Consider the following 23,094-nt stretch of genomic DNA (forward strand, 5'->3'; position numbering starts at 1 on the left):
CCCCGTCAGGCCCGGCGGCGCCGGAGCTCCGCAGCCGCAGCCTCACCGCCACGGGCGGCTGAGCGGCGGCCTGCAATCCGCTCGCGGGCGGCACGGGCCGCCTGCTCGGCGTTGCGGAACACCGCGCCGTCGAGCCCGTCGAAATCCCGCGCCGACGAGAAGAACCGCACGCCGCGCCCCTCCGGCACGGCGATGCCGGCGGTGATCTCGCCGATCTCGATCACCCGCGGCGGCTCGGTCCGCTCCGGGCGGGCCAGATCGTCAGGCGCAAAGGTGCCGTCAGGTGGAAGCGTGGCGGGGAGGTCGGGACGGTCTGTCGGCGTGAACGCGATGTCGAGACTGGGCATGGGACGGAATCCTGCGATGGCCGGCGCCAGGGCCGTGCCGGAATGCGGGTGATGGTTTGGATCGTCGAAGGGCTCGGGGCTCGCCGATCGGCGCGCGCGCGTCTCTTGCGCCCCCGATGTGACGGATGCGCTGCCGCCGGACCGACGCTCGGTCGGTTCAGGCTCGGGCGCGCATCCCGGGTTTTGCCGTGAGACCCACGCGGCATCGACAGCGCCACCGATGGGCCGGGGTGCCGGATACGGAACGGAGCGGGCGTCGAAGGGAGACGGTTCGGATCGACATCGACTGTCCTCCAGACTGAAGGACCGCGCGGCGCGGGCGCCGTCGCAGTGCTTTAGCGTTTGATGACGCGGCGCAAGCTACGCTTCTCAAATCACCGCGGCCGTCGGAGGTCGCGAAACGTCCGGTTCGGCGACGATCAAGATGGGCGCCGGCCGCCGGTCCGTCAACGGAATGGGGTTCCGATTTTCGGGGCCGGCCTGGCAGGAAGCCGGTCCGGTTCGGGCCTCCGGGAGATGCGATCGGTCAGGCGGCGGCGATCACCGCGGCGAGGTCGGAGAAATCCGAGAAGACCTGGTCGGCGCCGGCCGTCATCAGGTCCGCGCCCGCGGGGTCGTGCCCCCAATGGCCGCCGCCGGTGAAGCCGGCGACCCGCATGCCGGCGCTTCGGGCCGCCGTGACCCCGGGCACGCTGTCCTCGATCACCAGGCAGGCGTCCGGCCCCGCGCCCATGCGGGCGGCCGCGAACAGGAACAGGTCCGGGAAGGGCTTGCCCCGGGCGACCTGCGCCGAGGAGAAGACGCGCTCGCCGAACAGCGGCAGGAGCCCGGTCAGGCTGAGGGAATGGCGCAGCCGCACCGGGTCGCTGCTCGACGCGACACAGGACGGCAGGCCCAGGGCCGCGACCGCCTCGGCGACGCCCCGCATCGCTCGCAGCTCGGCATCGAACAGCGCCAGCGTCTCGGCCTTGACCGCCTCCACGAAGCCCGGGGGCGCGGTGACGCCGTAATCGCGCGCGACGTGGTCCATGATCGACACCATGGAGGTGCCGGTGAAGCGCGCCCGCACCGTCTCGAAGGTGATCGCGACCCCGATCCGGTTCAGGCCGGCGGTGAGGCAGGCGAGGCTCAGGGGCTCGCTGTCCACGAGGACGCCGTCGCAATCGAAGATCACCAGGCCGAGTGTGTTCACGCGCGCATCCAAGGTCGACCGGTCCTCCGGGGGAAATCCTCACGGCAAGCCCCCGCCGGGCGACCCTGTGGCATGGCCCCCCGGGGCCGGCAACCGCTCGCAGGCCGCGCGCAGCATGCCGCCGCTTGCACCCGGCGGCCCGGCCCCATACTCCCGGGGCGGGCGTCCCTCCCGGCGCCAGACATGGCTCAGAAGACCCCGCGATGTTCCGCTTCCTGGCCCGCGTCCTGGGCTTCCTGCTGATGGCCGGCGGCTTCGTCGCCCTGGTCTATGACGGCGCCCGCTCGATCGCCAACAACGGCCTGCGGGTGACGCCGCTCTCGGACGTGATCGCGACCCTGTCCAAGGACAAGGCCGGCACCCTGCAGGGCAGCATCGAGGGGGCGGCGCCCTGGCTCTGGCACCTCCTGGGCCTGCCGCTCACCCTGGCCCCGGCCTCGCTGATCGGCCTGGGGCTCGGCGCGGTGCTGCTCTGGCTCGGCCAGCCGGGCCGGGAGCCGATCGGGTTCCTGACGAAGCCCTGATCGGCGGTCCTACCGCCCCGCGAGCTGGGCCCGCGCCGCGGCGAGCTCCTCCGTCAGCCGCGCGATCTCGGCGGTGAGCGCGTAGTGCTCGCTCACGTCGATCTGGGACGCGAAATAGTAGACGACCGTCCCGGCCGCATCCCGCACCGGCCCGACATACAGCGCGTTCTGGAAGACCGAGCCGTCCTTGCGGTAGTTCAGGAGGTCGATCTTGATGTCGTCCTCCCGCCGGACCGCGGCGCGCAGGCGGTCGATCGCGGCCGGGTCGGTCTCCGGCCCCTGCAGGAAGCGGCAATTGCGCCCGGTCACCTCCAGCCGCGAATAACCGGTGAGCGTCAGGAAGGCGTCGTTCGCGAACACGATCGGGTTGTCGTGTTGCCGGGGATCGGTGACGATCATCGGCATCCGGGTCGCCCGCACGGCCGCGGCGAACGGGTCGCCCCGGTTCGATTCCGCCCTGAGATTGTCCAGCACGTGGCTCGTGGCGGTCCAGCCCGTCTCCATCCGGCTTCAGCCCCTCACGCCGCGACCTGTGCGGGCGGCTCCCTTGCGCCTACAAGCCGGAATTCGCGGGCCCGGTCCAGTCCTCCGGCCGGGATTAGCCACGGTCGCACGGGTTTCCAGCAGGCTGTACGCTCTTGCAGACGGCCAAAGCTGTCATGCCCAGCGTCTCGGCCGCTTTCCCGCCCGCTTCTTTGGCGTCCGGGCCGGCCCCATATTCCGATCGAGCCCTGAGCCCCGGAAGGCGAGAGACGATGTTCCTGTTCCGCAAGCGCCCCGAGATGCCGAGCCCCGCCGCGGCTCTGCCGGGCCGCCCGAATCCCGTCCCGACCACCGAGACCCATTTCGTCAACGGCAACCCGCTCAAGGGCCCCTATCCCCCGGGGATCGAGACGATCGTGCTCGGGCTCGGCTGCTTCTGGGGGGCCGAGCGCCGGTTCTGGCAGCTGCCGAAGGGCGTGTTCGTCACGGCGGTCGGCTATGCCGGGGGCTACACCCCGAACCCGACCTACGAGGAGGTCTGCACCGGCAAGACCGGTCACAACGAGGTCGTGCTGGTGGCCTTCGATCCCGCGGTTCTGCCCCGCGACGCCCTGCTGCGGACGTTCTTCGAGAGCCACAACCCGACGCAGGGCATGCGCCAGGGCAACGATGTCGGCACGCAGTACCGCTCGGGCATCTACACCACCGGCCCGGAGCAGGAGGCGACCGCCAAGGCCGTGCGCGCGGCCTACGCCGAGGCCCTGCGGACGCGCGACTTCCCCGACATCACCACCGAGATCGTGCCGCTGCAGCACTTCTACTTCGCGGAAGGCTACCACCAGCAATACCTCGCCAAGAACCCGGCGGGCTATTGCGGGCTCGGCGGCACCGGCGTGAGCTGCCCGGTGGGGACCGGGATCGCCGCCTGAGCCGTTACGGGTTGCCGCCCGGCCGCGTCGGCGCAGCCGGCACCGGCACCGCCGGCGCGGTGACGGCGCCCGCTTCGGGCTGGGGGGTGCTCCGCGGGCTGCGCAGCACGATGAGCACCCCGCCCACGACCGAGAGGGCGAGGGCGGTGACGAGGATGAGGAAAAGCCAGCGGGGCATTTGGTGGCCCTAACACGTCGCGCCGGGTTCGGCGATCAGCGCGGCACGAACACGCCCGGGACGACCTTGCCGGTGCGGCCGAACATCTCGTCCGCGCGGGCACAGCTGGCCGGCACGTCCTTCTCGTAGACGGCGAGGTAGGCGCGCGCCTGCAGCAGCAGGGTGTCGCGCTCGAGGTCCGCCGGATCGACGCCCATCGCCTGGACCACGCTCTTGAAGCGGTTGCCGTCGGTCCGCAGCGCCTGGCAATGGACGTTCACGAAGCCGGCCAGCCCGGCGAGCTTTGCGGCCTTCAGGGCGTTGGCCGGCGGTTCTGCCGGCGGCTCTTTCGGCGCCTGGCCCAGGGCCGGCGCCGCGAGGACGGCCAACACGAGCGTCGTCGGCAACAGGCTGCGGATTCGCATGCGGGAACACTCCATCAGGGACGCCGGTGCCGTGTGGCGATCCCGACAGCCGATCCGGCGGGCGCGTCCGGCGCGGATCTGGGATCGGGCCTGGATATCACCGGTCGATACAGTTCTCCACGAACATCGCCCGCGCGCGCTCCAGTCTCGTGAAGTCGGCCGCGCTCCCGGGATTGCGCAGTTCGGCGCCCTCCGGCAGCCGCCCGGCGAACCCGGCACCGAGATCGGCCACGAAGGGGCGCGGGCCCGTGTAGGTTCCCATGCGGTTCCTGACCTCGACCGTCCCGCAGATCCCCCCGGCGCGGCCCCGCCGGAGGCCGGCCAGCCGGGCGTCTGTGCTTCGCAGGTCCCGTTCGATGAGGGCGAGCACCGCCTGCGCGTCGTCCGGACCGATCGCCGCGCCGGGGCGGTCGGGCAGGCCCTGGGCCGGGCCGCCGGTCGCCGCGGCTGCGAGCAGGGTGAGGCCGAGCGCCGCGCCGGCGATTCCCCTGCCGGCCCGGCGGATCACGCCCGGCACCGGGCGCTCACTCCGGATCCTTCGCGTCCCGGGCGTGCAGCGACAGGCAGGTGCGCACCATGTCGTTCAGCGTCAGGTCCTTGGTGTCGCCGATATTCGCCGTCTCCTCCAGGCAGTGCATGAAGTAGCGGCTGTCGAGATCGGGCGAGAGCGTGCGCATCGCCTTGCCCATCCGGTCGGTGAAATCGACCTTGTCGGCCCTGGAGGCGCGCGGCCAGAGCGACGCCTTGTCGTCCACCCCGAGGCGCGCCCACGCCGGCGCGCTCATCAGCGTGGTGGAGATCATCACGGCCGTCAGCCATCGGGTCACGCTGCGATCTCCTCGTCCGCGCCCGCACGGGCACGCCGCCCGTTCCATACGGGTTCGTCCCGGGAAACAAGTGAGCCGTCAGCCGACAGGAAAAAATAAGACTCCGGCCTCATAGAAGACGCATATTATTATTGACCGGCGCCGTTATAGCCTGCCGAAACATCCCGTAAGGCTCTGTCGGTGGGCGATGACGTCATGGATAGTGCTGCAATCGGTCCGGAGTGGCTTCGAAATCCGGATCGCACGCTTTCCCGCTGGCCTCGCACCCCGTAGCGTGGCGCGTCTGGAGCCTCGTCCCGAATGTCGGCCGCCGGCTCTCGGAAGAAGACGATGCGCGAGGAGCGCAGGCAGCACCGCATGATCCGAGCCGTATCCGCCCTGCTCTGCCTCGCGATGGTCGCCGCCGCGTCGGGAGCCCGCGCCCAGACGGTGGACGACGGCTCCGGCGCCGCCCTGGGACCGGCGGACACCCGCGCGGTCCTCGACCTGATCGGGCGGCACCTGAACAGCCCGGACGCGAAGGTCACCGTGCTGCGCCGCAGCGGCGGGTCGATCATCTGCGGCTCGGTCAACGTGAAGAACCGGGACGGGCTGTACACGGGCGAGCGCGGCTTCGTGGTCGATCTCCCCCGGTCGTTCTTCGGCCGCGTCCCCGACGGCCCGGAGCTCATGACCTTCAGGCCGGGGGAGGCGTATCAGGCCATGGAGCGGATCCGGCAGCTCTACTTCGCGCGCTGCCTGGACTGAGCCGCCGCGATCCCGGTCCCGGCGAGGCTACGGCGCCTTGAGCACCGCCCGGCAGGCGGACGGCAGGGCCGCCATGGTCATGGCGGGCTTGGCCTTCGGCGGCACCTTGGGCGGCTTCGGATGCAGCACCGCGTCCGAGAACCAGTAGCTCAGGTCGTCGCAGCCATCCCCGGCCGGGGGCGCCCCCTGGGGCTGGCAATCGTCCTGGCCGGCCGGGCAGGAGAGCCGGATATGGTAGTGGTAATTGTGCCCGTACATCGGGCGCACCTTCGACATCCAGCGGCTGCCCGCGGCGTCCCGGCACAGGGCCTTCTTGATCGCCGCGTTGACGAAGATGCGCTCCACCTCCGGCTGCTCGGCGGTGAGCTTGATCAGCTGCAGGTGCGTCGGGGTCCAGACCTCGGGGTCGATGTCGAGGCGGTCCCGGCGGACCATGTCGGTGGCCGAGGTCTCCTCGCGCTCCGCCCGGCTCATACGGTGGTCGGGCATCGGGGTCAGCCAGATGTCGGCGTCGATGCCGATCTGGTGCGAGGCGTGGCCGGTGATCATCGGGCCGCCGCGGGGCTGGGCCATGTCGCCGACGAGCAGCCCCGGCCAGCCGACCCGGGCGGCCTTCTGCGACAGGCGCTCGACGAAATCGATCAGGACCGGCGTGCCCCACATCCGGTTGCGGGACGGGCGCATCACCTGCCAGTTCGGCCCGTCCATCGCCAGCGCCTCGCCGCCGGCGAAGCAGCCCTTGGCGTAGAACCCGTAGATGTGGGCCGGCCCGCCGGAGGCCCGGGTGACGCGGCCGAACAGGGCCTTGGCCGGGGTCGAGGGCGCGTCCGGATGCTCGAGCGGCGGCAGCGGCTTCGGGTTGACGCTGCCGCGGTCCTGGGCGTGCCCGCCGGTCACGGACAGGACCAGGGCGGCGAGCGCGAGGCCGGGCTTCAGGCCGAAGCCCAAGCGAGGGCCGAAACCTGGGGCGGTGAACGGGTTCTGCATGCGGGAGCTGTTCGTCCGTCGGAGGGGGCGGGCGCAGGCCCGGACCGGAACGTCGCGCACGGGCCGGGCGTTTTTCAGGCAACGCATTTTTTCAGGCAACGACCGAAACGCGACGCGCGATCCCGGAGGCGACCATGGCGGACCATCCCCACCCCGCGGAGCGGCAGCCCCACCCCGCGCGGCGGCATCCCCGCAGCCTGATCGCCAGCGATCGGGTCATCGGCACCGACGTGCGCCGGCCGGACGGCAGCAAGGTCGGCCGGATCGAGCGGCTGATGCTCGACAAGGTCTCCGGCCGGGTCGCCTACGCGGTGATGAGCTTCGGCGGCTTCCTGGGCCTCGGCGAGGATTTCTACACGCTGCCCTGGACGGTGCTGCGCTTCGCGCCCGAGCAGGACGCCTACATGCTCGACATCACCGAGGAGCAGCTGCGCGCCGCCCCCGCCCGTACCCCGGAGGGCACCGACCCGGCCGAGGACGGCGCCTGGGAGGAGCAGATCCACCGGTATTACGACGCCGCGCCCTACTGGGGGATCTGACGCGCGCCGACCCCGGGCCCCGCCCAGGCGGGATCCGCGACACGATCCAGCGCCGCGCGGGGCCGCCGGATCGTGTCGCGGCGGGCCGAGCCTCAGCGCTCCAGGCGCGCCACCAGGCTCGACGTGTCCCAGCGGTTGCCGCCCATGGACTGCACCTCGGCGTAGAACTGGTCGACCAGGGCCGAGACCGGGAGCTTGGCGCCGTTGCGGCGGGCCTCGTCCAGCAGGATGCCCAGGTCCTTGCGCATCCAGTCGACCGCGAAGCCGAACTCGAACTGGCCCTGGTTCATGGTCTTGCCGCGGTTCTCCATCTGCCAGGAGCCGGCGGCGCCCTTGGAGATCACGTCGAGCACGGCCTCCACGTCGAGGCCGGCGCGCTTGGCGAAGTGGACGCCCTCGGACAGCCCCTGGACCAGGCCGGCGATGCAGATCTGGTTGACCATCTTGGTGAGCTGGCCGGAACCCACCGGGCCCATCAGCCGGCAGGCGCGGGCGAAGGACCCGATCGCCGCCTCGACCTTGGCGTAGGTCGCCGGCTCGCCGCCGCACATCACGGTGAGCACGCCGTTCTCGGCGCCGGCCTGGCCGCCGGAGACCGGCGCGTCGATGAAGCCGAGCCCCTTGGCCTGGGCGACCTCGGCGAGTTCCCGGGCGACCTCGGCCGACGCGGTGGTGTGGTCGACGAACACCGCACCGGACGCCATGCCGGCGAGCGCGCCGTCGTCGCCCAGCACGACGCTGCGCAGGTCGTCGTCGTTGCCCACGCAGGCGAACACGATCTTGGCGCCCGCGACGGCCTCCCGGGGCGTCGCCGCGAAGGCGCCGCCATGGGCCTTCACCCAGGCCTCGGCCTTGGGGGTGGTCCGGTTGTAGACCGTGACGTCGTGGCCCTTCTTGGCGAGGTGTCCGGCCATCGGGCCGCCCATCACGCCGAGACCCAGGAATGCGACCTTCGCCATTGTTGTCCGCTCCTCGCGGGGCCGGATCGCGCCGGCGCCCTTCCTTCGCTCACGGCAGGCGGGGACGGGGTTCGGCAGCCGGCCCGTGAAGGCGCTGTCGCCGTGCCGAAGTCCCGATGTGACAGATTGGGCGTCGTGCCGCCGCCAAAGCTGCATCACAGCTCGGATCGCTTGCGTCAACGGCGGACGAATAGGATAAACCGCCCCTGTAGCCCGGGACCCGCGAGTCCCAGCCGGCGGCCCCCGCGGCCCCGAGCGCGAGGCGGTCGGTCAGGGAGCGGGACGGATGGGTACGGCGATCGGCAGGCAGGTTCGCGACCACGGGCCCTGGGCCCTCGTGGGAGCGCTCGGCGCCGCGGCGCTGGCGATCGTGGCCACCCAGCGCGGCGAGACGATCAACGCCCTCTGGATCGTGGTCGCGGCGGTCTGCGTCTACCTGATCGCCTACCGCTACTACTCGAAATTCATCTCCGAGAAGGTGATGCGCCTCGATCCGAAGCGCCTCACGCCCGCGGTCCGGCACAATGACGGGCTCGACTACGTCCCCACCAACCGCAGCGTCCTGTTCGGCCACCATTTCGCGGCGATCGCGGGGGCGGGCCCGCTGGTCGGCCCTGTGCTCGCCGCCCAGATGGGCTACCTGCCCGGCATGCTGTGGATCCTGGCCGGCGTGGTGCTGGCAGGCGCGGTGCAGGACTTCATGGTCCTGTTCGTGTCGATGCGCCGGGACGGCCGGTCGCTCGGCGAGCTGATCCGGGCCGAGCTCGGCACCGTGCCGGGCATCATCGCGCTGTTCGGCACCTTCCTGATCATGGTGATCCTGCTGGCCGTGCTGGCGCTGATCGTGGTCAAGGCCCTGGCCGAGAGCCCGTGGGGCACCTTCACGGTGATGTCGACAATCCCGATCGCCATGCTGATGGGCGTCTACGCGCGCTACATCCGCCCGGGCCGGATCGGCGAGGTCTCGATCCTCGGCTTCGTCCTGCTGATGCTGGCGATCCTGGGCGGCGGCTCGGTGGCCGCCAGCCCGGTCTGGGGCCCGGCCTTCACCTTCACGGGCCCGCAACTGTGCTGGATGCTGATCGGCTACGGCTTCGTGGCCTCGATCCTGCCGGTCTGGCTGCTGCTGGCGCCGCGGGACTACCTCTCGACCTTCCTCAAGATCGGCACCATCGTCGGGCTGGCGCTCGGCATCGCGGTCGTCGCCCCGCACGTCCAGATGCCGGCGGTGACGAAGTTCGTGGACGGGACCGGCCCGGTCTGGGCGGGCAGCCTGTTCCCGTTCCTGTTCATCACCATCGCGTGCGGCGCGGTCTCCGGCTTCCACGCCCTGATCTCGTCGGGCACCACGCCCAAGCTCATCGCCAGCGAGGCGGATGCCCGCTTCATCGGCTACGGCGGCATGCTCATGGAATCGTTCGTGGCGATCATGGCGCTGGTCTCGGCCTGCGTGATCGACCCGGGCGTCTACTTCACCATGAACTCGCCCGCGGCGCTCGTCGGCACCACGCCCGAGACCGCCGCCGCGGCCGTGACCAAGCTCGGCTTCGCGACCACCCCCGAGGTGATCACCCAGACTGCCGCGGATGTCGGCGAGCACACGATCATCTCGCGCGCCGGCGGCGCCCCGACGCTCGCGGTCGGCATGGCCCACATCATCTCCTCGGCCATCGGCGGCAAGGCGATGATGGCCTTCTGGTACCATTTCGCGATCCTGTTCGAGGCCCTGTTCATCCTCACGGCCGTGGACGCGGGCACCCGGGCCTGCCGGTTCATGGTGCAGGACCTCGTCGGGCTGGCGGTGCCGTCGTTCCGGAACACCACGTCCTGGGGGCCGAGCATCGCGGCCACCGCCATCGCGGTCGGCGCCTGGGGCTACTTCCTGTACCAGGGCGTGACCGACCCGCTCGGCGGCATCAACACCCTGTGGCCGCTGTTCGGCATCTCCAACCAGATGCTGGCCGCGGTGGCGCTGACGCTCTGCACGGTGGTGATCTTCAAGATGAAGCGCGAGCGCTACGCGTTCGTGACCATCATCCCGACCGCGTGGCTGTGCCTGTGCACCCTCACGGCCGGCTGGCAGAAGCTGTTCTCCGCCGACCCGAAGATCGGGTTCCTGGCCCATGCCGAGCGCTACGCGGCGGCGGCCGCCGAGGGCAAGCTCCTGGCGCCGGCCAAGAACGCCGACCAGATGGCGCAGATCATCCTCAACGACCGGATCGACGCCGTGCTGGCGGCCCTGTTCATCGGCCTCGTGGTCGCCATCGCGGGCTTCGGCATCGCCGCCTGCCTGAAAGCCTGGCGGGCCGACCGCTGGACCGCCCTCGAGACCGAGCCGCACTTGGCGCCGGCGGAGTAGGGACCGTCATGGAACCACAGCAGAGCCTGCGCCGCCGCCTCCAGGTGCTGTCCAAATGCGTCTGCGACGGCGCCCGGCTGATGGTGGGGCAGGGGGATTACGCGGCCTACGCCGCGCATATCCGCCGCACCCATCCCGACCAGACCCCGATGACCGAGCTGGAGTTCTTCCGCAACCGCGAGAACGCCCGGTTCGGCGTGGGCAACACCTCGGGGTTCCGCTGCTGCTGAGCGGGGGCGATGCCGTCGTACGGTGCGGGGCTCGTCGTCCCGCACCGTACGACGGCGGATGCGCTCCTGCCCTCGGAGACCGGATTCGGCGCCTGCGCCGCGCCCGCCCGCCAAACCATAATCCGTGCGCGCGAGATCGGTCCCCGGTGCAAGCGCGGCCGGATCTTGACTCGGCCGCCACAATATCCGCCATCTCCGACCGCACGGGAGCTCGGCATGAGCATTTTCCAGGACGCCATCCTTCGGTTCGGCCGCACGATCATGTCGTATGCGGGCGATGCCGTCTTCCTCCAGGCGGCGGTGTCGGCCGCGGCCAACGTCATCGTGGCCGACGGCGACGTCGCCGAGGAGGAGATCGAGTCGGCGATCGCCGGCATCCGCGCTAACCCGATCCTCGAGAAGTCCTACGACACGCTGCGGGTCGAGCAGGAGCTCTACGAGGCCATCGCCCGGGCCAAGACCCGGGCCGGCCGCCAGGAGAACCTGCGCCTGATGGGCGCCATTGCGGAACGGCCGATCGACCAGCGCCAGGACGTCTTCCTGATCGGCGCCGACGTGGCCGATTTCGGCGGCATCAGCGAAGTCGAGCACAAGGCGCTCGACGAGATCGGCGCGGCGCTCCACGTGGACAAGTCGGCGCTGCTGCGCTGAGGCGGACGCCACGCCTTCCCTCCCGCGCAGGGGGGAAGGCCGTGCCGGTTCGGCCGCCCATCCGTCGATGCCGAAGAGCCATCGCCGTCCGGAGCGACCCGCCCTGCGGCGTCGCGGCCTGCCTCTTGCCTGCCCGGACATGTTAGCGAAACCGAACGGTTATTTGGTACGCCAACACGCGACGTGAACAGGCCGGCCCTGCGCCGGCCGGCGGAGACCGCATGGGACTCGTCCTCTACGCGCTCAAGTTCCGGATCACGACCTACGTGCTCGCCGTGCTGATGATGCTCGGCGGCGTCGGCGCGCTGATCGTCACGCCCAAGGACGTGCTGCCGGTCGTCGACATCCCGGTCGTCGTCGTGGTCTGGACCTATACCGGCCTGTCCACGCCGGAGATGGAACAGCGCATCACGACCTATGCCGAGTACGGCATCTCCAACAACGTCAACAACATCCGCCGGATGGAGTCGACCACGCTGCAGGGCACGGCGGTGCAGCGGATCTACTTCGATCCCGCGGTCAGCATCGACCTGGCCATCGCCCAGGTCGTGTCCTCCACCAACTCGATCCGGGCCGCGATGCCGGCCGGCACCCAGCCGCCGATCATCGTGCGCTACTCGGCCTCCTCGGTGCCGGTGATCCAGCTGGCGCTGACCTCCGCCAAGGACAGCCTCAACCAGGTCTACGACTACGCCCAGTACCGGATCCGGCAGACCCTGGCGCAGGTGCCGGGCTCGACCCTGCCGGCGCCGTTCGGCGGGGCGCCCCGGCAGATCATGGTCGATCTCGACCTCAACGCCCTCCAGGCGCTCGGCCTGACGCCGCTCGACGTCACCAACGCCATGACGGCCCAGAACCTGACGGTGCCGTCCGGCCTCGCCAAGATCGGCGAGCAGCAATACCCGATCCAGCTCAACGCCACGCCGCCCTCGATCGAGACCCTCAACCTCGCGCCGATCAAGGTGGTGGCCGGCCAGCCGGTGCTGATGCGCGACGTCGCCTATGTCCGCGACGGCGGGCCGCCGCAGATCAACGTGGTCCGGGCCGATGGCGGCCAGGCCGTGCTGATGCAGGTGATCAAGAACGGCACCGCCTCGACGCTGAACGTCGTCAACAACGTCAAGGCGGCGATGCCGACGATCCGGGCCGCCGCCCCCGAGGGGCTGACGATCAAGCCGCTGTTCGACCAGTCGGTGTTCGTCTCGAACGCCATCGAGGGCGTGCTGCACGAGGCCGCCATCGCGGCGGCGCTCACGGGGCTGGCGATCCTGCTGTTCCTGGGCTCGTGGCGCTCGACCCTGATCGTGCTGATCTCGATCCCGCTCTGCGTGATGACCTCGCTGGCCGTGCTGGCCGCACTCGGCGAGACCATCAACGTGATGACCCTGGGCGGCCTCGCGCTCGCGGTCGGCATCCTGGTGGACGACGCCACGGTGGCGATCGAGAACACCTACCGGCTGTTCGAGGAGGGCGAGGAGTTCCGCGAGAGCGTGGTCCACGGCGCCGCCGGCATCGCCAAGCCGGCGCTGATCTCGACGCTGTCGATCTGCGCAGCGTTCACGGCGGTGTTCGCGCTTGCCGACACGCCGAAATACCTGTTCACCCCGCAGGCGCTCGCGGTCGTGTTCGCGATGCTGACCTCCTACCTGCTGTCGCGCACCCTGGTGCCGCTGCTGATCGACGTGATCGTGGCGCCGGAATACGCCCAGAAGCACGCCAAACACCGGAATGCGGCCGATCCGCCCCGCCGGGGCCGGATTGCCCGGGCGTTCGGCCTCGTCTCGGGACCCGTGTTCCGCCTCGCCGGGCGCGCCCACGAGGCGTTCGAGCGCGGCTTCAGCCGGTTCCACCGGGGCTATATCGGGCTGCTGCACGCGGTGCTGGCCCGCCGGATCGCCACGTTGGCCGTGGTTGGGCTCGTGTTCGGGACGACCGGCGTGCTGTTCGTCTTCGTCGGGCAGGATTACTTCCCGCAGATCGAGGCGAGCCAGATGACCCTGCACCTGCGCACCCGCACGGGTATGCGCATCGAGACCACTCAGCAGGTCTTCGCGGAGGTCGAGGACACGGTCCGGGAGGTGATCCCGCCGGGCGAGATCGAGCAGATCCTCGACAACATCGGCCTGCCCTCGACCAACTACAACTTCGCCTTCTCGGACGGTTCGTTCGTCTCCTACAACGACGGCCAGATGCTGATCAGCCTGAAGGAGGGCCACGGCTCGGTCGCCGGCTACATGAAGCGCCTGCGCGCGGTGCTGATGCAGCGTTTCCCCGACCTGATCGCCTATTTCCAGCCCGCCGACATGATCACCCAGATCCTGAACTTCGGCGTCATCACGCCGATCGACGTGCAGGTCTCCGGCCGGAACAAGGAGAAGGACCTGGAGGTCGCCCAGCGCATCGTCCAGCGGCTCAAGCACACCAAGGGCCTGGTCGACGTCCACCTGCAGCAGATCGTCAACGAGCCGCAATTCTACGTGGACGTCGACCGGCGCCTCGCCTCCGAACTCGGGCTCACCGAGCAGCAGGTGGCGCAGAACATGAACATCTCGCTGTCGGGCAGCTACCAGGTGACGCCGAACTTCTGGCCCGATCCCAAGACCGGCATCCCCTACCAGCTCTGGGTGCAGACGCCGGAATACCGCAACGCGTCGCTGGCCGACCTGCGCAACACGCCGATGTTCGTGCGCGCGGCCGCGACCGCGGGCACCGGCCCCGGCGTGCTGACCCTGCTGTCGAGCCTCGCCGAGCTGCGCCGGGTGCCGACCCAGACGGTGATCAACCACGTCAACATCCAGCCGACCTTCGACGTCTTCGCCTCGGTCCAGGACCGCGACCTCGGCTCGGTCGCCCGCGAGATCGACGCGATCGTCCAGGACGAGCAGAAGAACCTTCAGGCGCCCGACAAGATCGCGGTGCGCGGCCAGATCGAGAACATGCGCAGCGCGTTCTTCCGCCTGGAGATCGGGCTCGGGATCGCGCTGATCGCCGTCTACCTGCTGATGGCGGTGAACTACCAGAGCTGGGGCGACCCGTTCGTGGTGATCGCAGCCCTGCCGATGGCGTTCTGCGGCATCACCTTCGCGCTGTTCATCACCGGCACGACCTTCTCGATCCCGTCGATCTTCGGGGCGATCATGTCGGTGGGCATCGCCTCGGCGAACTCGATCCTGCTCGTCACCTTCGCCAAGGAGCACCGGGAGGCCACCGGCTGCAGCGCCCTCGAGGCGGCGATCACGGCCGGCGAGACCCGGCTCAGGCCCGTGCTGATGACCGCCTCGGCGATGTTCTTCGGCCTCATCCCGATGGCGCTCGGCACCGGCGAGGGCGGCGAGCAGAACGCCGCGCTCGCCCGCGCCGTGATGGGCGGCATCGCCTTCGCCACCCCGGCGACCCTGCTGCTGGTGCCGTTCCTCTACGTGCTGCTGCGCAGCGGGCCCGCGCAGCCGGTTCAGGATTATCTGGGGGCGGAGGGCGCGCAGGCGGCCTGAGGGATCTTGTTATCCGCCGCCGCCTCGGGCGCGTCTCAGGTGCGTCTCGGCCCTGCGATCCCGAGCCCGCGATTTATGCCCGCGATTCCAGGCCTTCCCGCAGCGTGTCTCACCCGCGTCGGCCGGGAAACTCCTTGGCGAGCCTGCGCCGCAGCTGCTCCATGAGGGCGCGCAGCTGTGGCGAACCGGTCCTTGCGATGAGGGCGTTCAGCGCGGCGATCGTCTCGTCGAGCTTCTTGAGGTTTTCGTCGGCCATGTCCGGGCTCGGGAGGAATCGCGCCCGAACACCTACGTAAGAACGGCCCGTTCCGTTTCCCCCGAATGGGGGACGGACGCATGCGACTTTCGTCCCGGGTCACCCGGTCCGGCGCGCACCGGATCTCCGGGCGCCGCCCCTCACCCGGCCGGCGGGACGGCCACGAAGGTGACCACCACGCCCGCGATCGCGCCCGTCTGGACCCGGTAGGGCACGATCCGCACGAGGTGGTGCTGGCTCGGCGTCTCGCCGGAGGGCTCGATCCGGCGCTCGATGTCCTGCCCGGCGGACAGCACGCTCCGCAGGTCCTCGGCGAGGTCCGGATAGGCCGGTCGCAGGGCGAAGTCGGTGAGCGGCCGGCCGCGGTCGCCCTCCTGGATCGGGACGAACTGCGCCACCGCCGGCGTGAACGTCCGGATGACGAGGTTGCGGTCGAGGAACACGGTGGCTAGGCCGCTGGCGTTGAACAGGTTGCGCAGGTCGCCGTTCGCCCGGTCGAGGTCGTCGATCTTGCCGCTCAGCTCGCTGTTGACCGTCTGCAGCTCCTCGTTGAGCGACTGCAGCTCCTCCTTGGACGCTTCGAGCTCCTCGTTGGTCGATTGCAGCTCCTCGTTCACCGAGATCAGCTCCTCGTTGGACGATTTCAGCTCCTCCAGCGCGGTCTCGTATTCCTCGATCATGGTCTGCAGCCGCTCGCGGGTGTCGCGCAGCTCGCGCTCCAGTTGCAGCACGTCCGTATCCGGTCGCAGCTGCGTGTCGCGCGCCTCGTCCGCCGCCCGGCTGAGGGATGGGCCCTGGTCGTGGAACAGCACGAGCAGCAGCGGCTCGGCGCCGTCGCCCTGCATCAGCGGCTCCACCGTGACGGAGGCCAGCTGCACGCGCCCCTCCTCGCCCTCGATCGCGAGGTTGTCGCGCCGGGCCGGCCGGCGCGTCTCGATCGCCTCGCGCAGGGCCGAGCGCAGATCCAGGCGCAGCCCGCGCCGCGCCAGCGTCAGAAGCTGACGGCTCGGCAGCCCGACCGGGGCCTCCAGGTACTTGCCGGTCCGCGGCGAGTAGTGGACGATGTCGCCATCCCGGTCGACCACCACGTGCGGCGACGCGAAGCGCTCGATGACGTGGCTCTCGACCAGCTGGCGCAGGGGCGGCCCGGCCTGGTGCATCGGCGAGGCCGACCGGAGGCCGCGGTTGAACGCGGCGGTGCGGCCGAACGGGGCCGGCTGCGTGCCGGTGACGGTCAGCGGCAGCCGCGCGGCGTACCCGTCGGTCTCCCGGGCCTGGAAGATGCGGTGCTTCCGTTCGACCGTCGTGAACAGGTCGGTGAACTGGCTGATGTTCTCCGCCGTGCCCAGGAACAGGTAGCCGCGCGGGCGCAGGGCGTAATGGAAGATCGGGATGACCTGCGCCTGCACGGCCTGGCCGAAATAGATCAGCAGGTTGCGGCACGAGACGAGGTCGATCCGGGAGAATGGCGGGTCGCGGATCACGCTGTGGGGCGAGAACACGCACAGTTCGCGCACCTCCTTGGTGATCACGTAGGAGCCGCCGTCGCTCGTGAAGAAGCGCTTGCGCCGCTCGGGGGAGACGGTGTCGAGCAGCGCCTCCGGGTAGCGGCCGGCTCGGGCCACGCCCAGGGCCAGATCGTCGATGTCGGTGGCGAAGATCTGCACCCGGGGCACGGAGCGCATCCCATCCATGAGCTCGCGCATCAGCATGGCGAGGGAATAGACCTCCTCGCCGGTGGCGCAGCCGGGCACCCAGGCCCGGATGGTGTCGCCAGCTCCGCGGCCCTCGAACAGGCGCGGCAGCACCTGGGCCTTGAGCACCTCGAACGCGCTGGAATCGCGGAAGAAGTTGGTGACGTTGATCAGCAGGTCGCGGAACAGGGCCGTGACCTCGTCGCCGTCCTGGCGCAGGCGCTCGACATAGTCCTCGACCCGCGCGAGGCGGGCGATCTGCATGCGCCGCTGCACCCTCCGGATGAAGGTCCGGGGCTTGTAGCCGGAGAAGTCGTGGCCGATCTGCTCGCGCAGCAGCCCGTAGATCTCCGCGGTCGCCGCCTTGGCGGCCGCCCCCTGCAGATCCTCGATCACGCCGAAGCTGCGGGCATACTCGAGGAGCTTGGCCGCGATCTCGTCGGCCGGGAGCGCGAAGTCGATCAGGCCGGTGGCGATGGCGCTGGCCGGCATGTCGGGGTGGCGCGGGGCGGTGCCGTCGGCGACCTGGGCGAAGGTCAGGCCGCCACGCTCCTTGATCGCCTTGATACCGAGCGTGCCGTCGGTGCCCCCGCCCGACAGGATGATGCCGATCGCGTACTCGCCGCACGCCTTGGCGAGGTCGCTGAAGAACAGGTCGATCGGGTTGCGCTCGCGCCGGACCGGATCCTGCTCGCGGATCGTCAGGCATCCATCCTGGAGCCCGAGGATGGCGCGGGCGGGCAGCACGTAGATATGCCCGGGCTCGACCCGCATCCCATGTGCCGCCACCATCACCGGCATCGGCGTCAGGCGGGCCAGCACCTCGTGCAGCAGGCTCTCGCGGTCCGCACTGATATGGGTGACGACGACGTAGGCGAGGCCGCCGTCGAGACCGAGGCCGGCGAACAGCGTGTCGAGGGCCTCGATGCCCCCCGCGGAGGCGCCGATGCCGACGATGGGGAAGGGCGCTGCGTCGTCAGCCATCGGCAGGATCCACGGGACCGGGGAGTGGAGCCCGTCGGCGCTGCGGACGGCGTCGGCATGGTCCGGGGCGGCGGGAACGGGGTCTCACGGAGAAATGTCGTGGCCCGCGTCCGTCACCGGGTCAAGCCGCGCCCATGATGTCCCGCCTCACGATGTCCCGCGCGCGCGGGCCAGGATCTCGCGTGACCGCTGCGTGGTCGCCCGCGCCGCGCCGATCGCGTCCGCGATTTCCTGCGACAGCCGGCGTGCCCGGGTGGTCTGCTTCGGCCTGATCTGCCGCTGCGGGTCGCGCAGCCGCTCGGCGAAGGGGATCTCCATCAGGATCTCGCCGGCCTCGTTCGTGATCACGAACGCATACGGCATCGGGCTCAAGCCCTCGCGGATGAGGTCGATCGCCATGTCGGGAATCGACGCGCAGGCTTCGAGATAGGCGGTCTCGATATTCGGCATCGTCAGCCCGTCTTCGTCCGGGTCGAGGCCGGTGGGCGTACGCAAATGAAAGTAGAACAGGGGCACGGGCGCCTCACGAATGCGGCCGCGCCGTTCGGGTGGACCATCGCGTTCATAACGCCGGACGATACAATCCGGTCTCACATGCGTTAAGAGCGATTTGAACTGCGTCCATTGGCGCGGGTTGACCTGTGATGCGGAGGCTGCCGATGCTCAACCCTCTCATCGCAAAGCTCGAGCAGTTCACGCACCTGTCGGACATCGACCGGGCGGGGCTGCAGAACCTGGTCGCCGAACCGTTACGCTGCTACCGGCCGGGCACCGACATCGTGTCCGAGGGTGACGACCCGAAGGTCGTGCGCCTCGTCCTGGCCGGCTGGGCCTACCGCTACAAGCAGTTGCCGGACGGGCGCCGCCAGGTGGTGGCGCTGTTCCTGCCCGGCGACCTGTGCGACCACACCGTCTTCGTACTGTCCGAGATGGATCATTCCATCGGCGCGCTCAGTGCCGTGACCCTGGTCGAGATCCAGCCCGCGACCTTCGAGACGTTGATGGCCGAGCATCCGCGCGTGACGCGGGCGCTGTGGTGGGAAGGGCTGGTGAGCGCCGCGGTACAGCGCGAGTGGATGCTGAACCTCGGCCGCCGCAGCGCCGGCGAGCGGCTGGCCCACGTGTTCTGCGAGGTGTTCTACCGCCTGCGCGGCATCGGGCTGACCCAGGGCACCACCTGCGACATGCCCCTGACGCAGACCGACCTCGCCGACCTGATCGGCATGACGCCGGTGCACGTCAACCGCGTGTTGCAGATGCTGCGCCGGCAGAGGCTGGTCGAGCTGAAGAGCCGTCGCCTGACCATCCCGGACCTGCCGACCCTGGAGAAAGCCGCGCTGTTCAACCCGAACTACCTGCACCTCGACCATGTCGGCGCCCGCTTCGACGCCGTGGGAGAGCACCCGGCCGCCGTCGCACGGTACGGGGCCTGACCGGCGGGCGGTCTCCGTGCTTGGCGGCCGGTGCGCGCGCTCCGTTGCCTGAGAGCGCTCGCCGCCGACGTGGAGACCGGTTCGGCGGCGAGCGCGCTGGATCACGGACCGAGAGCCGTTCCCGATCGCACCGTGATCGGGAGCGGCTCCGGGATGTGGCGATCTTCGGGAGGGGCGCCGCTCAGCCCTCCTTGAACCCGTATTCCGGCGTGTCGTCGTCGTTGCCGTAATACTTGTACGGCAGGAACTTGCCCGACATCGTCAGCTTCACCCGGTCGCCCTTGTTGTTGGCCTCCCGGGCCATCTCCATGTTGAAGTCGATCGCCGACATGATGCCGTCGCCGAACTCCTCCTGGATCAGCTCCTTGAAGGTCGTGCCGTAGACCATCACCAGCTCGTAGAAGCGGTAGATCAGCGGGTCGGTGGGCGGCATCGCCGGGATCGAGCCCCGGTAGGGCGCTTCGTTGAGCATCCGCTCCTCGGCGACCGTCAGGCCGAACAGCTCGGCCGCCCGCTTGGCCTGGGCCTTGGGCAGCTTCATCTGGCCCATGCAGGCCGCCGTGATCAGGAACGGCGAGAGGCCGCCGATCGCCTCGTGGATATGGGCCCAGCTCCAGCCCTTCTCGCGTTTGATGTCGAGGAGCTTCTCGGTCAGGTCGGCGCGCTTCATGTCGGCTCCGTGTTCATGCGTTTGGCTGGTCCGGGTGAGGCCGCCGGTGAAGTGCGGCCTCACCCCACCCCAAGCGGGGTGCGTACCCAACCCGGAACCGATGAGGGGGGATTCGGTCGGGGTCGGACGCGGGACGCGGTCCGCGGCTTCGGCTGGGCCTGAACGCTGCGGAACCCGCACAATAGCAAGACATGCGCCAGCCAATTCTTCGCGGATACCGCACAGCGCGGCGCGCCGGATCGCCGGGACGCGACGCGTCGGGCAAGCGTGGTTTCGATGCACCGGCCAGGCCGGAAGCGCGCCACGGGAGCCGGAAACGCTTGCATCCGCGGCCTGTTTTCGGACCATGCGCCCTTGGGTCTCGGAGGCGGGCTTTGGACGGGGACGATCGGGACGGACAGACGGCGGGCGCATCGGCGCCGCCGGCCCCCTGGGAATTCGTGCTGCCGGAGGAGACGGCCACGGAGGATCTCGGCCTGTTCCTGTCCGAGCTGTTGTGCCCTGGCGACGTCGTGGCGCTCTCGGGCGGCCTGGGCGGCGGCAAGACCACCCTGGCCCGGGCGGTGATCCGCGAGCTCGCCGGCGACCCGCGCCTGGAGGTGCCGAGCCCGACCTTCACGCTGATCCAGCCCTACGCCGCCCGCGACGGCCGGGCGATCGTCCACGCCGACCTCTACCGCCTGCGTGACCCCGACGAGCTGGTGGAGCTCGGCTTCGACGAGATGGCCGAGGACGCCATCACGCTGGTCGAGTGGCCCGACCGGATGCCCCCCCGCGACGGGCCGGTGCTCACCGTCGACCTGTCGCTCCGGGCCGAGTTCGGGCCCGAGGCCCGCCTGGCCCGGATCGACGGCAGCGGCGGCATGCGCGCCCGGCTCGACCGGGCCCGGGCGGTGCGCCGGCTCCTCGACCGCAGCGGCTGGGACCTGGCCGAGCGCACCCTGATGCAGGGCGACGCCTCGTCCCGCGCCTACGAGCGCCTGACCAAGCCCGACGGCACCAGCGCCGTGCTGATGATCGCCCCGCCCCGTCCCGACGGCCCCGCGGTGCGCGACGGAAAACCCTACAGCGCGATCGTGCACCTGGCCGAGAGCGTCCACGCCTTCGTGGCCCTCGACCGGGGCTTGCGGGCCCTGGGCTTCTCGGCGCCCAAGATCTACGGCGAGGACCTGGCCGAGGGCCTGCTGATCCTCGAGGATCTCGGCAGCGAGCCGGTGGTCGAGGCCGGGGCGCCGCGGCCCGAGCGCTACGCCGAGGCGGTGCGCCTGCTCGCCAAGCTCCACGCCACGCCGCTGCCGGCGGTGCTGCCGGTGGCGGACGGCATCGAGCACGTCCTGCCGTCCTACGACGAGGCGGCCCTGCTGTTCGAGGCGGAGCTGATGCCCGAATGGTACGTCCCGGCGATCCGGAACGCCGCGCTCTCGGAGGACGCCCGGGCCGAGTTCGTGGCCCTGTGGCGCGCGGCCCTGCAGAACGCGCGACCCGACCGCGCCACCTGGACCCTGCGCGACTACCACTCGCCGAACCTGATCTGGCTGCCCGAGCGCGATGGGCTGGAGCGGGTCGGGCTGATCGACTTCCAGGACGCCGTGATGGGCCATCCGGCCTACGACGTCGCCTCGCTGCTGCAGGATGCCCGGGTCGACACCAGCGCCGAGTTCGAGCTGCGGCTTCTGGGTCTCTACGCCCGCGAGCGCCGGGGCCGCGACCCGGCCTTCGATGTCGGGGCCTTCGCCACGGCGTACGCGCTGCTAGCCGCCCAGCGCGCCACCAAGATCCTCGGGATCTTCGCCCGGCTCGACCGGCGCGACGGCAAGCCCGGCTACCTCGCCCACCTGCCGCGGATCGAGGGCTATCTCACCCGCAACCTCGCCCACCCGGCGCTCGCCGAGTTGCGGGCCTGGCACGCGGCGCACCTGCCGGGCCTGGTCCCATCCGAGGAGGAGGCCTGAGCCCGCAGGGCTCCGCCCCGCACCCGCAAAAGGTCCAAGGCCTTTTGAAGCCATGCCTTTTGAAACCATGACTTGCAACGCCTGATCCGGATCCCCGCATGAGCGAGCCCGCCCCCGCCGTCACCCGTGCGTTCGTGCTGGCCGCGGGCCTGGGCAAGCGCATGCGGCCGGTCACCGCCACGGTCCCGAAACCCCTGGTGGCGGTGGCCGGCAAGGCGCTCCTCGACCACGCCCTCGACCGCGCCGCCGAGGCCGGGATCGAGACCGCGATCGTCAACGTCCACTACCTGCCCGACCTGATCGAGGGGCACCTCGCCCGGCGCACCCAAGGGCCCGCCATCCAGGTCTCGGACGAGCGCGCCGCGCTGCTGGAGACCGGCGGCGGCATCCGCAAGGCGCTGCCGCTGCTGGGCGCCGCGCCGTTCGTGGTGCTGAACTCGGATTCGTTCTGGCTCGAGGGTCCGGCGCCCAACCTCCGCCGCCTGATCGACGCCTGGGACCCGCAGCGCATGGATGCCCTGCTGCTGGTCGCCCCCACCGCCACCAGCCTGGGCTACGACGGCGCCGGGGATTTCGTCATGGACGCGGACGGCCGCCTGGAGCGCCGCGGCGCGCGCGCGGTCGCCCCGTTCATCTACGCGGGCGTGGCGATCCTGCAGCCCGGTCTCTTCGCCGACACCCCCGAGGGCGCCTTCTCGCTCAACCTGCTGTTCGACCGCGCGATCGCGGCCGGACGCCTGTCCGGCATGCGCCTCGACGGCCAGTGGCTCCATGTCGGCACCCCGGACGCGATCCGCGCCGCCGAGGAGCGCGTCCGGGCGAGCGCCAGCGCCCCGTAGCGCCGGCCGTTCCGCATTCGGCAGATCGGTCGCGTTGAACGGTGTCGCCAAACGGTCTTGCCAAACGGTCTTGCCAAACGGTCTTGCCAAGCCCGATCCGAGCCTCTAGAAGCCCCTTCACGCCGGCGGGCCAAGCCCCCGCCGCCGTGACAGGCGCCCGTAGCTCAGCTGGATAGAGCACCAGACTACGAATCTGGGGGTCAGAGGTTCGAATCCTTTCGGGCGCGCCATTCCATCAGCAATCGCAATGAGTTAGCGCCAGCAGGCGACGCGGTATTCTAGTACCGCGGCTCGATATCGTCTCGGGGTACGGCTTCGGGTACGGCATTCGCGACGTTGCTAAGAGCGCCTAACAGAACCGTCTGATCTGGTTGAGAGTGATGAGGCTGGCGGCGAGGCTCGTGAAGGCCTCGTAGATG

The 23,094-nt window shown here is 70.4% G+C and carries 24 protein-coding genes and 1 tRNA gene; 12 read left to right on the forward strand and 13 right to left on the reverse strand.

The window, feature by feature from the left end; all coding sequences use genetic code 11:
- Window positions 1–5: 5 nt before the first annotated feature.
- Both AC0IY0_RS22885 and AC0IY0_RS22890 read right to left on the reverse strand, forming a co-directional pair.
- A complete protein-coding gene (locus AC0IY0_RS22885) occupies window positions 6–347 on the reverse strand; it encodes a hypothetical protein (protein WP_471765647.1) in 342 nt (113 codons plus the stop codon).
- Between the two features lie 526 nt (window positions 348–873).
- Window positions 874–1,551: an HAD family hydrolase gene (locus AC0IY0_RS22890; protein WP_147909386.1), complete on the reverse strand. Its 678-nt coding sequence runs from the start codon at window positions 1,549–1,551 to the stop codon at window positions 874–876.
- Window positions 1,552–1,742: 191 nt separating this feature from the next.
- Here AC0IY0_RS22890 and AC0IY0_RS22895 point away from each other — a divergent pair, with 191 nt between their 5' ends.
- Window positions 1,743–2,063 carry a PetM family of cytochrome b6f complex subunit 7 gene (locus AC0IY0_RS22895; protein ID WP_147909385.1) on the forward strand — a complete coding sequence of 107 codons (321 nt, stop codon included), beginning with the start codon at window positions 1,743–1,745 and terminating at the stop codon, window positions 2,061–2,063.
- Window positions 2,064–2,072: 9 nt separating this feature from the next.
- Here the strand turns inward: AC0IY0_RS22895 and AC0IY0_RS22900 are convergent, their stop codons facing one another.
- Window positions 2,073–2,567, reverse strand: a complete 495-nt coding sequence (locus AC0IY0_RS22900; RefSeq protein WP_147909384.1) for a PAS domain-containing protein — start codon at window positions 2,565–2,567, stop codon at window positions 2,073–2,075.
- Window positions 2,568–2,818: 251 nt separating this feature from the next.
- Here AC0IY0_RS22900 and msrA point away from each other — a divergent pair, with 251 nt between their 5' ends.
- Complete coding sequence (gene msrA, locus AC0IY0_RS22905; RefSeq protein ID WP_471765648.1) at window positions 2,819–3,475, forward strand: peptide-methionine (S)-S-oxide reductase MsrA; 657 nt, start codon at window positions 2,819–2,821, stop codon at window positions 3,473–3,475.
- Window positions 3,476–3,479: 4 nt separating this feature from the next.
- Here msrA and AC0IY0_RS22910 read toward each other — a convergent pair whose 3' ends face one another.
- The 4 genes from AC0IY0_RS22910 to AC0IY0_RS22925 form a co-directional block, all read right to left on the reverse strand.
- Window positions 3,480–3,653 carry a hypothetical protein gene (locus AC0IY0_RS22910; RefSeq protein ID WP_187278477.1) on the reverse strand — a complete coding sequence of 58 codons (174 nt, stop codon included), beginning with the start codon at window positions 3,651–3,653 and terminating at the stop codon, window positions 3,480–3,482.
- A 35-nt stretch (window positions 3,654–3,688) separates the two neighbouring features.
- Entirely contained in the window at window positions 3,689–4,057 is a 369-nt protein-coding gene (locus AC0IY0_RS22915) for a hypothetical protein (protein WP_471765650.1), read from the reverse strand.
- Window positions 4,058–4,154: 97 nt separating this feature from the next.
- Window positions 4,155–4,574 carry a hypothetical protein gene (locus AC0IY0_RS22920; RefSeq protein WP_147939934.1) on the reverse strand — a complete coding sequence of 140 codons (420 nt, stop codon included), beginning with the start codon at window positions 4,572–4,574 and terminating at the stop codon, window positions 4,155–4,157.
- A 7-nt stretch (window positions 4,575–4,581) separates the two neighbouring features.
- The gene (locus AC0IY0_RS22925) at window positions 4,582–4,884 is read right to left on the reverse strand and encodes a hypothetical protein (protein WP_246692072.1); all 303 of its coding nucleotides are present in this window, start codon (window positions 4,882–4,884) and stop codon (window positions 4,582–4,584) included.
- A gap of 357 nt (window positions 4,885–5,241) precedes the next feature.
- Here AC0IY0_RS22925 and AC0IY0_RS22930 point away from each other — a divergent pair, with 357 nt between their 5' ends.
- Entirely contained in the window at window positions 5,242–5,631 is a 390-nt protein-coding gene (locus AC0IY0_RS22930; protein ID WP_471765652.1) for a hypothetical protein, read from the forward strand.
- 27 nt (window positions 5,632–5,658) lie between these two features.
- Here AC0IY0_RS22930 and mepA read toward each other — a convergent pair whose 3' ends face one another.
- Window positions 5,659–6,618 carry a penicillin-insensitive murein endopeptidase gene (mepA, locus tag AC0IY0_RS22935; RefSeq protein WP_147939933.1) on the reverse strand — a complete coding sequence of 320 codons (960 nt, stop codon included), beginning with the start codon at window positions 6,616–6,618 and terminating at the stop codon, window positions 5,659–5,661.
- 134 nt (window positions 6,619–6,752) lie between these two features.
- Between mepA and AC0IY0_RS22940 the strand changes: the two genes are divergently transcribed.
- Window positions 6,753–7,157, forward strand: a complete 405-nt coding sequence (locus AC0IY0_RS22940; protein WP_461230194.1) for a PRC-barrel domain-containing protein — start codon at window positions 6,753–6,755, stop codon at window positions 7,155–7,157.
- Between the two features lie 92 nt (window positions 7,158–7,249).
- On the opposite strand, the gene AC0IY0_RS22945 is transcribed toward AC0IY0_RS22940, so the two are convergent.
- Window positions 7,250–8,116, reverse strand: a complete 867-nt coding sequence (locus AC0IY0_RS22945; protein ID WP_471765654.1) for an NAD(P)-dependent oxidoreductase — start codon at window positions 8,114–8,116, stop codon at window positions 7,250–7,252.
- A 286-nt stretch (window positions 8,117–8,402) separates the two neighbouring features.
- Here AC0IY0_RS22945 and AC0IY0_RS22950 point away from each other — a divergent pair, with 286 nt between their 5' ends.
- The 4 genes from AC0IY0_RS22950 (at window position 8,403) to AC0IY0_RS22965 (ending at window position 14,847) form a co-directional block, all read left to right on the forward strand.
- The gene (locus AC0IY0_RS22950) at window positions 8,403–10,475 is read left to right on the forward strand and encodes a carbon starvation CstA family protein (protein ID WP_419829869.1); all 2,073 of its coding nucleotides are present in this window, start codon (window positions 8,403–8,405) and stop codon (window positions 10,473–10,475) included.
- An 8-nt stretch (window positions 10,476–10,483) separates the two neighbouring features.
- The gene (locus tag AC0IY0_RS22955; protein WP_471765655.1) at window positions 10,484–10,705 is read left to right on the forward strand and encodes a YbdD/YjiX family protein; all 222 of its coding nucleotides are present in this window, start codon (window positions 10,484–10,486) and stop codon (window positions 10,703–10,705) included.
- A gap of 216 nt (window positions 10,706–10,921) precedes the next feature.
- Window positions 10,922–11,356: a tellurite resistance TerB family protein gene (locus AC0IY0_RS22960; protein WP_147910171.1), complete on the forward strand. Its 435-nt coding sequence runs from the start codon at window positions 10,922–10,924 to the stop codon at window positions 11,354–11,356.
- A gap of 221 nt (window positions 11,357–11,577) precedes the next feature.
- Window positions 11,578–14,847 carry an efflux RND transporter permease subunit gene (locus AC0IY0_RS22965; RefSeq protein WP_471765656.1) on the forward strand — a complete coding sequence of 1,090 codons (3,270 nt, stop codon included), beginning with the start codon at window positions 11,578–11,580 and terminating at the stop codon, window positions 14,845–14,847.
- A gap of 109 nt (window positions 14,848–14,956) precedes the next feature.
- On the opposite strand, the gene AC0IY0_RS22970 is transcribed toward AC0IY0_RS22965, so the two are convergent.
- The 3 genes from AC0IY0_RS22970 to AC0IY0_RS22980 all read right to left on the reverse strand — a co-directional run bounded on the left by AC0IY0_RS22970 (window position 14,957) and on the right by AC0IY0_RS22980 (window position 18,297).
- Window positions 14,957–15,103: a hypothetical protein gene (locus AC0IY0_RS22970; RefSeq protein WP_187193463.1), complete on the reverse strand. Its 147-nt coding sequence runs from the start codon at window positions 15,101–15,103 to the stop codon at window positions 14,957–14,959.
- A gap of 140 nt (window positions 15,104–15,243) precedes the next feature.
- Entirely contained in the window at window positions 15,244–17,781 is a 2,538-nt protein-coding gene (locus AC0IY0_RS22975; protein ID WP_461230193.1) for a CheR family methyltransferase, read from the reverse strand.
- 147 nt (window positions 17,782–17,928) lie between these two features.
- Complete coding sequence (locus AC0IY0_RS22980) at window positions 17,929–18,297, reverse strand: DUF6894 family protein (protein WP_147910168.1); 369 nt, start codon at window positions 18,295–18,297, stop codon at window positions 17,929–17,931.
- A gap of 143 nt (window positions 18,298–18,440) precedes the next feature.
- On the opposite strand from AC0IY0_RS22980, the gene AC0IY0_RS22985 reads away from it, so the two are divergent.
- Window positions 18,441–19,214 (forward strand): Crp/Fnr family transcriptional regulator, encoded by a 774-nt coding sequence (locus AC0IY0_RS22985; protein ID WP_147910167.1) that lies wholly within the window; start codon window positions 18,441–18,443, stop codon window positions 19,212–19,214.
- A gap of 181 nt (window positions 19,215–19,395) precedes the next feature.
- Here the strand turns inward: AC0IY0_RS22985 and cynS are convergent, their stop codons facing one another.
- Window positions 19,396–19,884, reverse strand: coding sequence for a cyanase (gene cynS, locus AC0IY0_RS22990; protein ID WP_147856983.1), 489 nt, complete (start codon window positions 19,882–19,884; stop codon window positions 19,396–19,398).
- 374 nt (window positions 19,885–20,258) lie between these two features.
- Here cynS and tsaE point away from each other — a divergent pair, with 374 nt between their 5' ends.
- The 3 genes from tsaE (at window position 20,259) to AC0IY0_RS23005 (ending at window position 22,905) form a co-directional block, all read left to right on the forward strand.
- Window positions 20,259–21,836, forward strand: a complete 1,578-nt coding sequence (gene tsaE / locus AC0IY0_RS22995) for a tRNA (adenosine(37)-N6)-threonylcarbamoyltransferase complex ATPase subunit type 1 TsaE (RefSeq protein WP_147910166.1) — start codon at window positions 20,259–20,261, stop codon at window positions 21,834–21,836.
- A gap of 98 nt (window positions 21,837–21,934) precedes the next feature.
- Window positions 21,935–22,675 (forward strand): nucleotidyltransferase family protein, encoded by a 741-nt coding sequence (locus tag AC0IY0_RS23000; protein ID WP_471765657.1) that lies wholly within the window; start codon window positions 21,935–21,937, stop codon window positions 22,673–22,675.
- 153 nt (window positions 22,676–22,828) lie between these two features.
- Window positions 22,829–22,905 (forward strand) — tRNA-Arg (locus tag AC0IY0_RS23005).
- The last annotated feature ends 189 nt before the right edge of the window (window positions 22,906–23,094 follow it).

Source organism: Methylobacterium sp. AC315 (genome assembly GCF_979253755.1).

Excerpts from the sequence above, each read along its gene's own strand:
- AC0IY0_RS22965 (WP_471765656.1), top strand. The coding sequence starts at position 11,578 with ATGGGACTCGTCCTCTACGCGCTCAAGTTCCGGATCACGACCTACGTG.
- AC0IY0_RS22955 (WP_471765655.1), top strand. The coding sequence starts at position 10,484 with ATGGAACCACAGCAGAGCCTGCGCCGCCGCCTCCAGGTGCTGTCCAAA.
- AC0IY0_RS22945 (WP_471765654.1), bottom strand. The coding sequence starts at position 8,116 with ATGGCGAAGGTCGCATTCCTGGGTCTCGGCGTGATGGGCGGCCCGATG.
- AC0IY0_RS22885 (WP_471765647.1), bottom strand. The coding sequence starts at position 347 with ATGCCCAGTCTCGACATCGCGTTCACGCCGACAGACCGTCCCGACCTC.
- AC0IY0_RS22930 (WP_471765652.1), top strand. The coding sequence starts at position 5,242 with ATGATCCGAGCCGTATCCGCCCTGCTCTGCCTCGCGATGGTCGCCGCC.
- cynS (WP_147856983.1), bottom strand. The coding sequence starts at position 19,884 with ATGAAGCGCGCCGACCTGACCGAGAAGCTCCTCGACATCAAACGCGAG.
- AC0IY0_RS23000 (WP_471765657.1), top strand. The coding sequence starts at position 21,935 with ATGAGCGAGCCCGCCCCCGCCGTCACCCGTGCGTTCGTGCTGGCCGCG.
- AC0IY0_RS22940 (WP_461230194.1), top strand. The coding sequence starts at position 6,753 with ATGGCGGACCATCCCCACCCCGCGGAGCGGCAGCCCCACCCCGCGCGG.
- AC0IY0_RS22950 (WP_419829869.1), top strand. The coding sequence starts at position 8,403 with ATGGGTACGGCGATCGGCAGGCAGGTTCGCGACCACGGGCCCTGGGCC.
- AC0IY0_RS22970 (WP_187193463.1), bottom strand. The coding sequence starts at position 15,103 with ATGGCCGACGAAAACCTCAAGAAGCTCGACGAGACGATCGCCGCGCTG.
- AC0IY0_RS22915 (WP_471765650.1), bottom strand. The coding sequence starts at position 4,057 with ATGCGAATCCGCAGCCTGTTGCCGACGACGCTCGTGTTGGCCGTCCTC.
- AC0IY0_RS22975 (WP_461230193.1), bottom strand. The coding sequence starts at position 17,781 with ATGGCTGACGACGCAGCGCCCTTCCCCATCGTCGGCATCGGCGCCTCC.
- AC0IY0_RS22985 (WP_147910167.1), top strand. The coding sequence starts at position 18,441 with ATGCTCAACCCTCTCATCGCAAAGCTCGAGCAGTTCACGCACCTGTCG.
- AC0IY0_RS22960 (WP_147910171.1), top strand. The coding sequence starts at position 10,922 with ATGAGCATTTTCCAGGACGCCATCCTTCGGTTCGGCCGCACGATCATG.
- AC0IY0_RS22900 (WP_147909384.1), bottom strand. The coding sequence starts at position 2,567 with ATGGAGACGGGCTGGACCGCCACGAGCCACGTGCTGGACAATCTCAGG.
- msrA (WP_471765648.1), top strand. The coding sequence starts at position 2,819 with ATGTTCCTGTTCCGCAAGCGCCCCGAGATGCCGAGCCCCGCCGCGGCT.
- AC0IY0_RS22895 (WP_147909385.1), top strand. The coding sequence starts at position 1,743 with ATGTTCCGCTTCCTGGCCCGCGTCCTGGGCTTCCTGCTGATGGCCGGC.
- AC0IY0_RS22910 (WP_187278477.1), bottom strand. The coding sequence starts at position 3,653 with ATGCCCCGCTGGCTTTTCCTCATCCTCGTCACCGCCCTCGCCCTCTCG.
- mepA (WP_147939933.1), bottom strand. The coding sequence starts at position 6,618 with ATGCAGAACCCGTTCACCGCCCCAGGTTTCGGCCCTCGCTTGGGCTTC.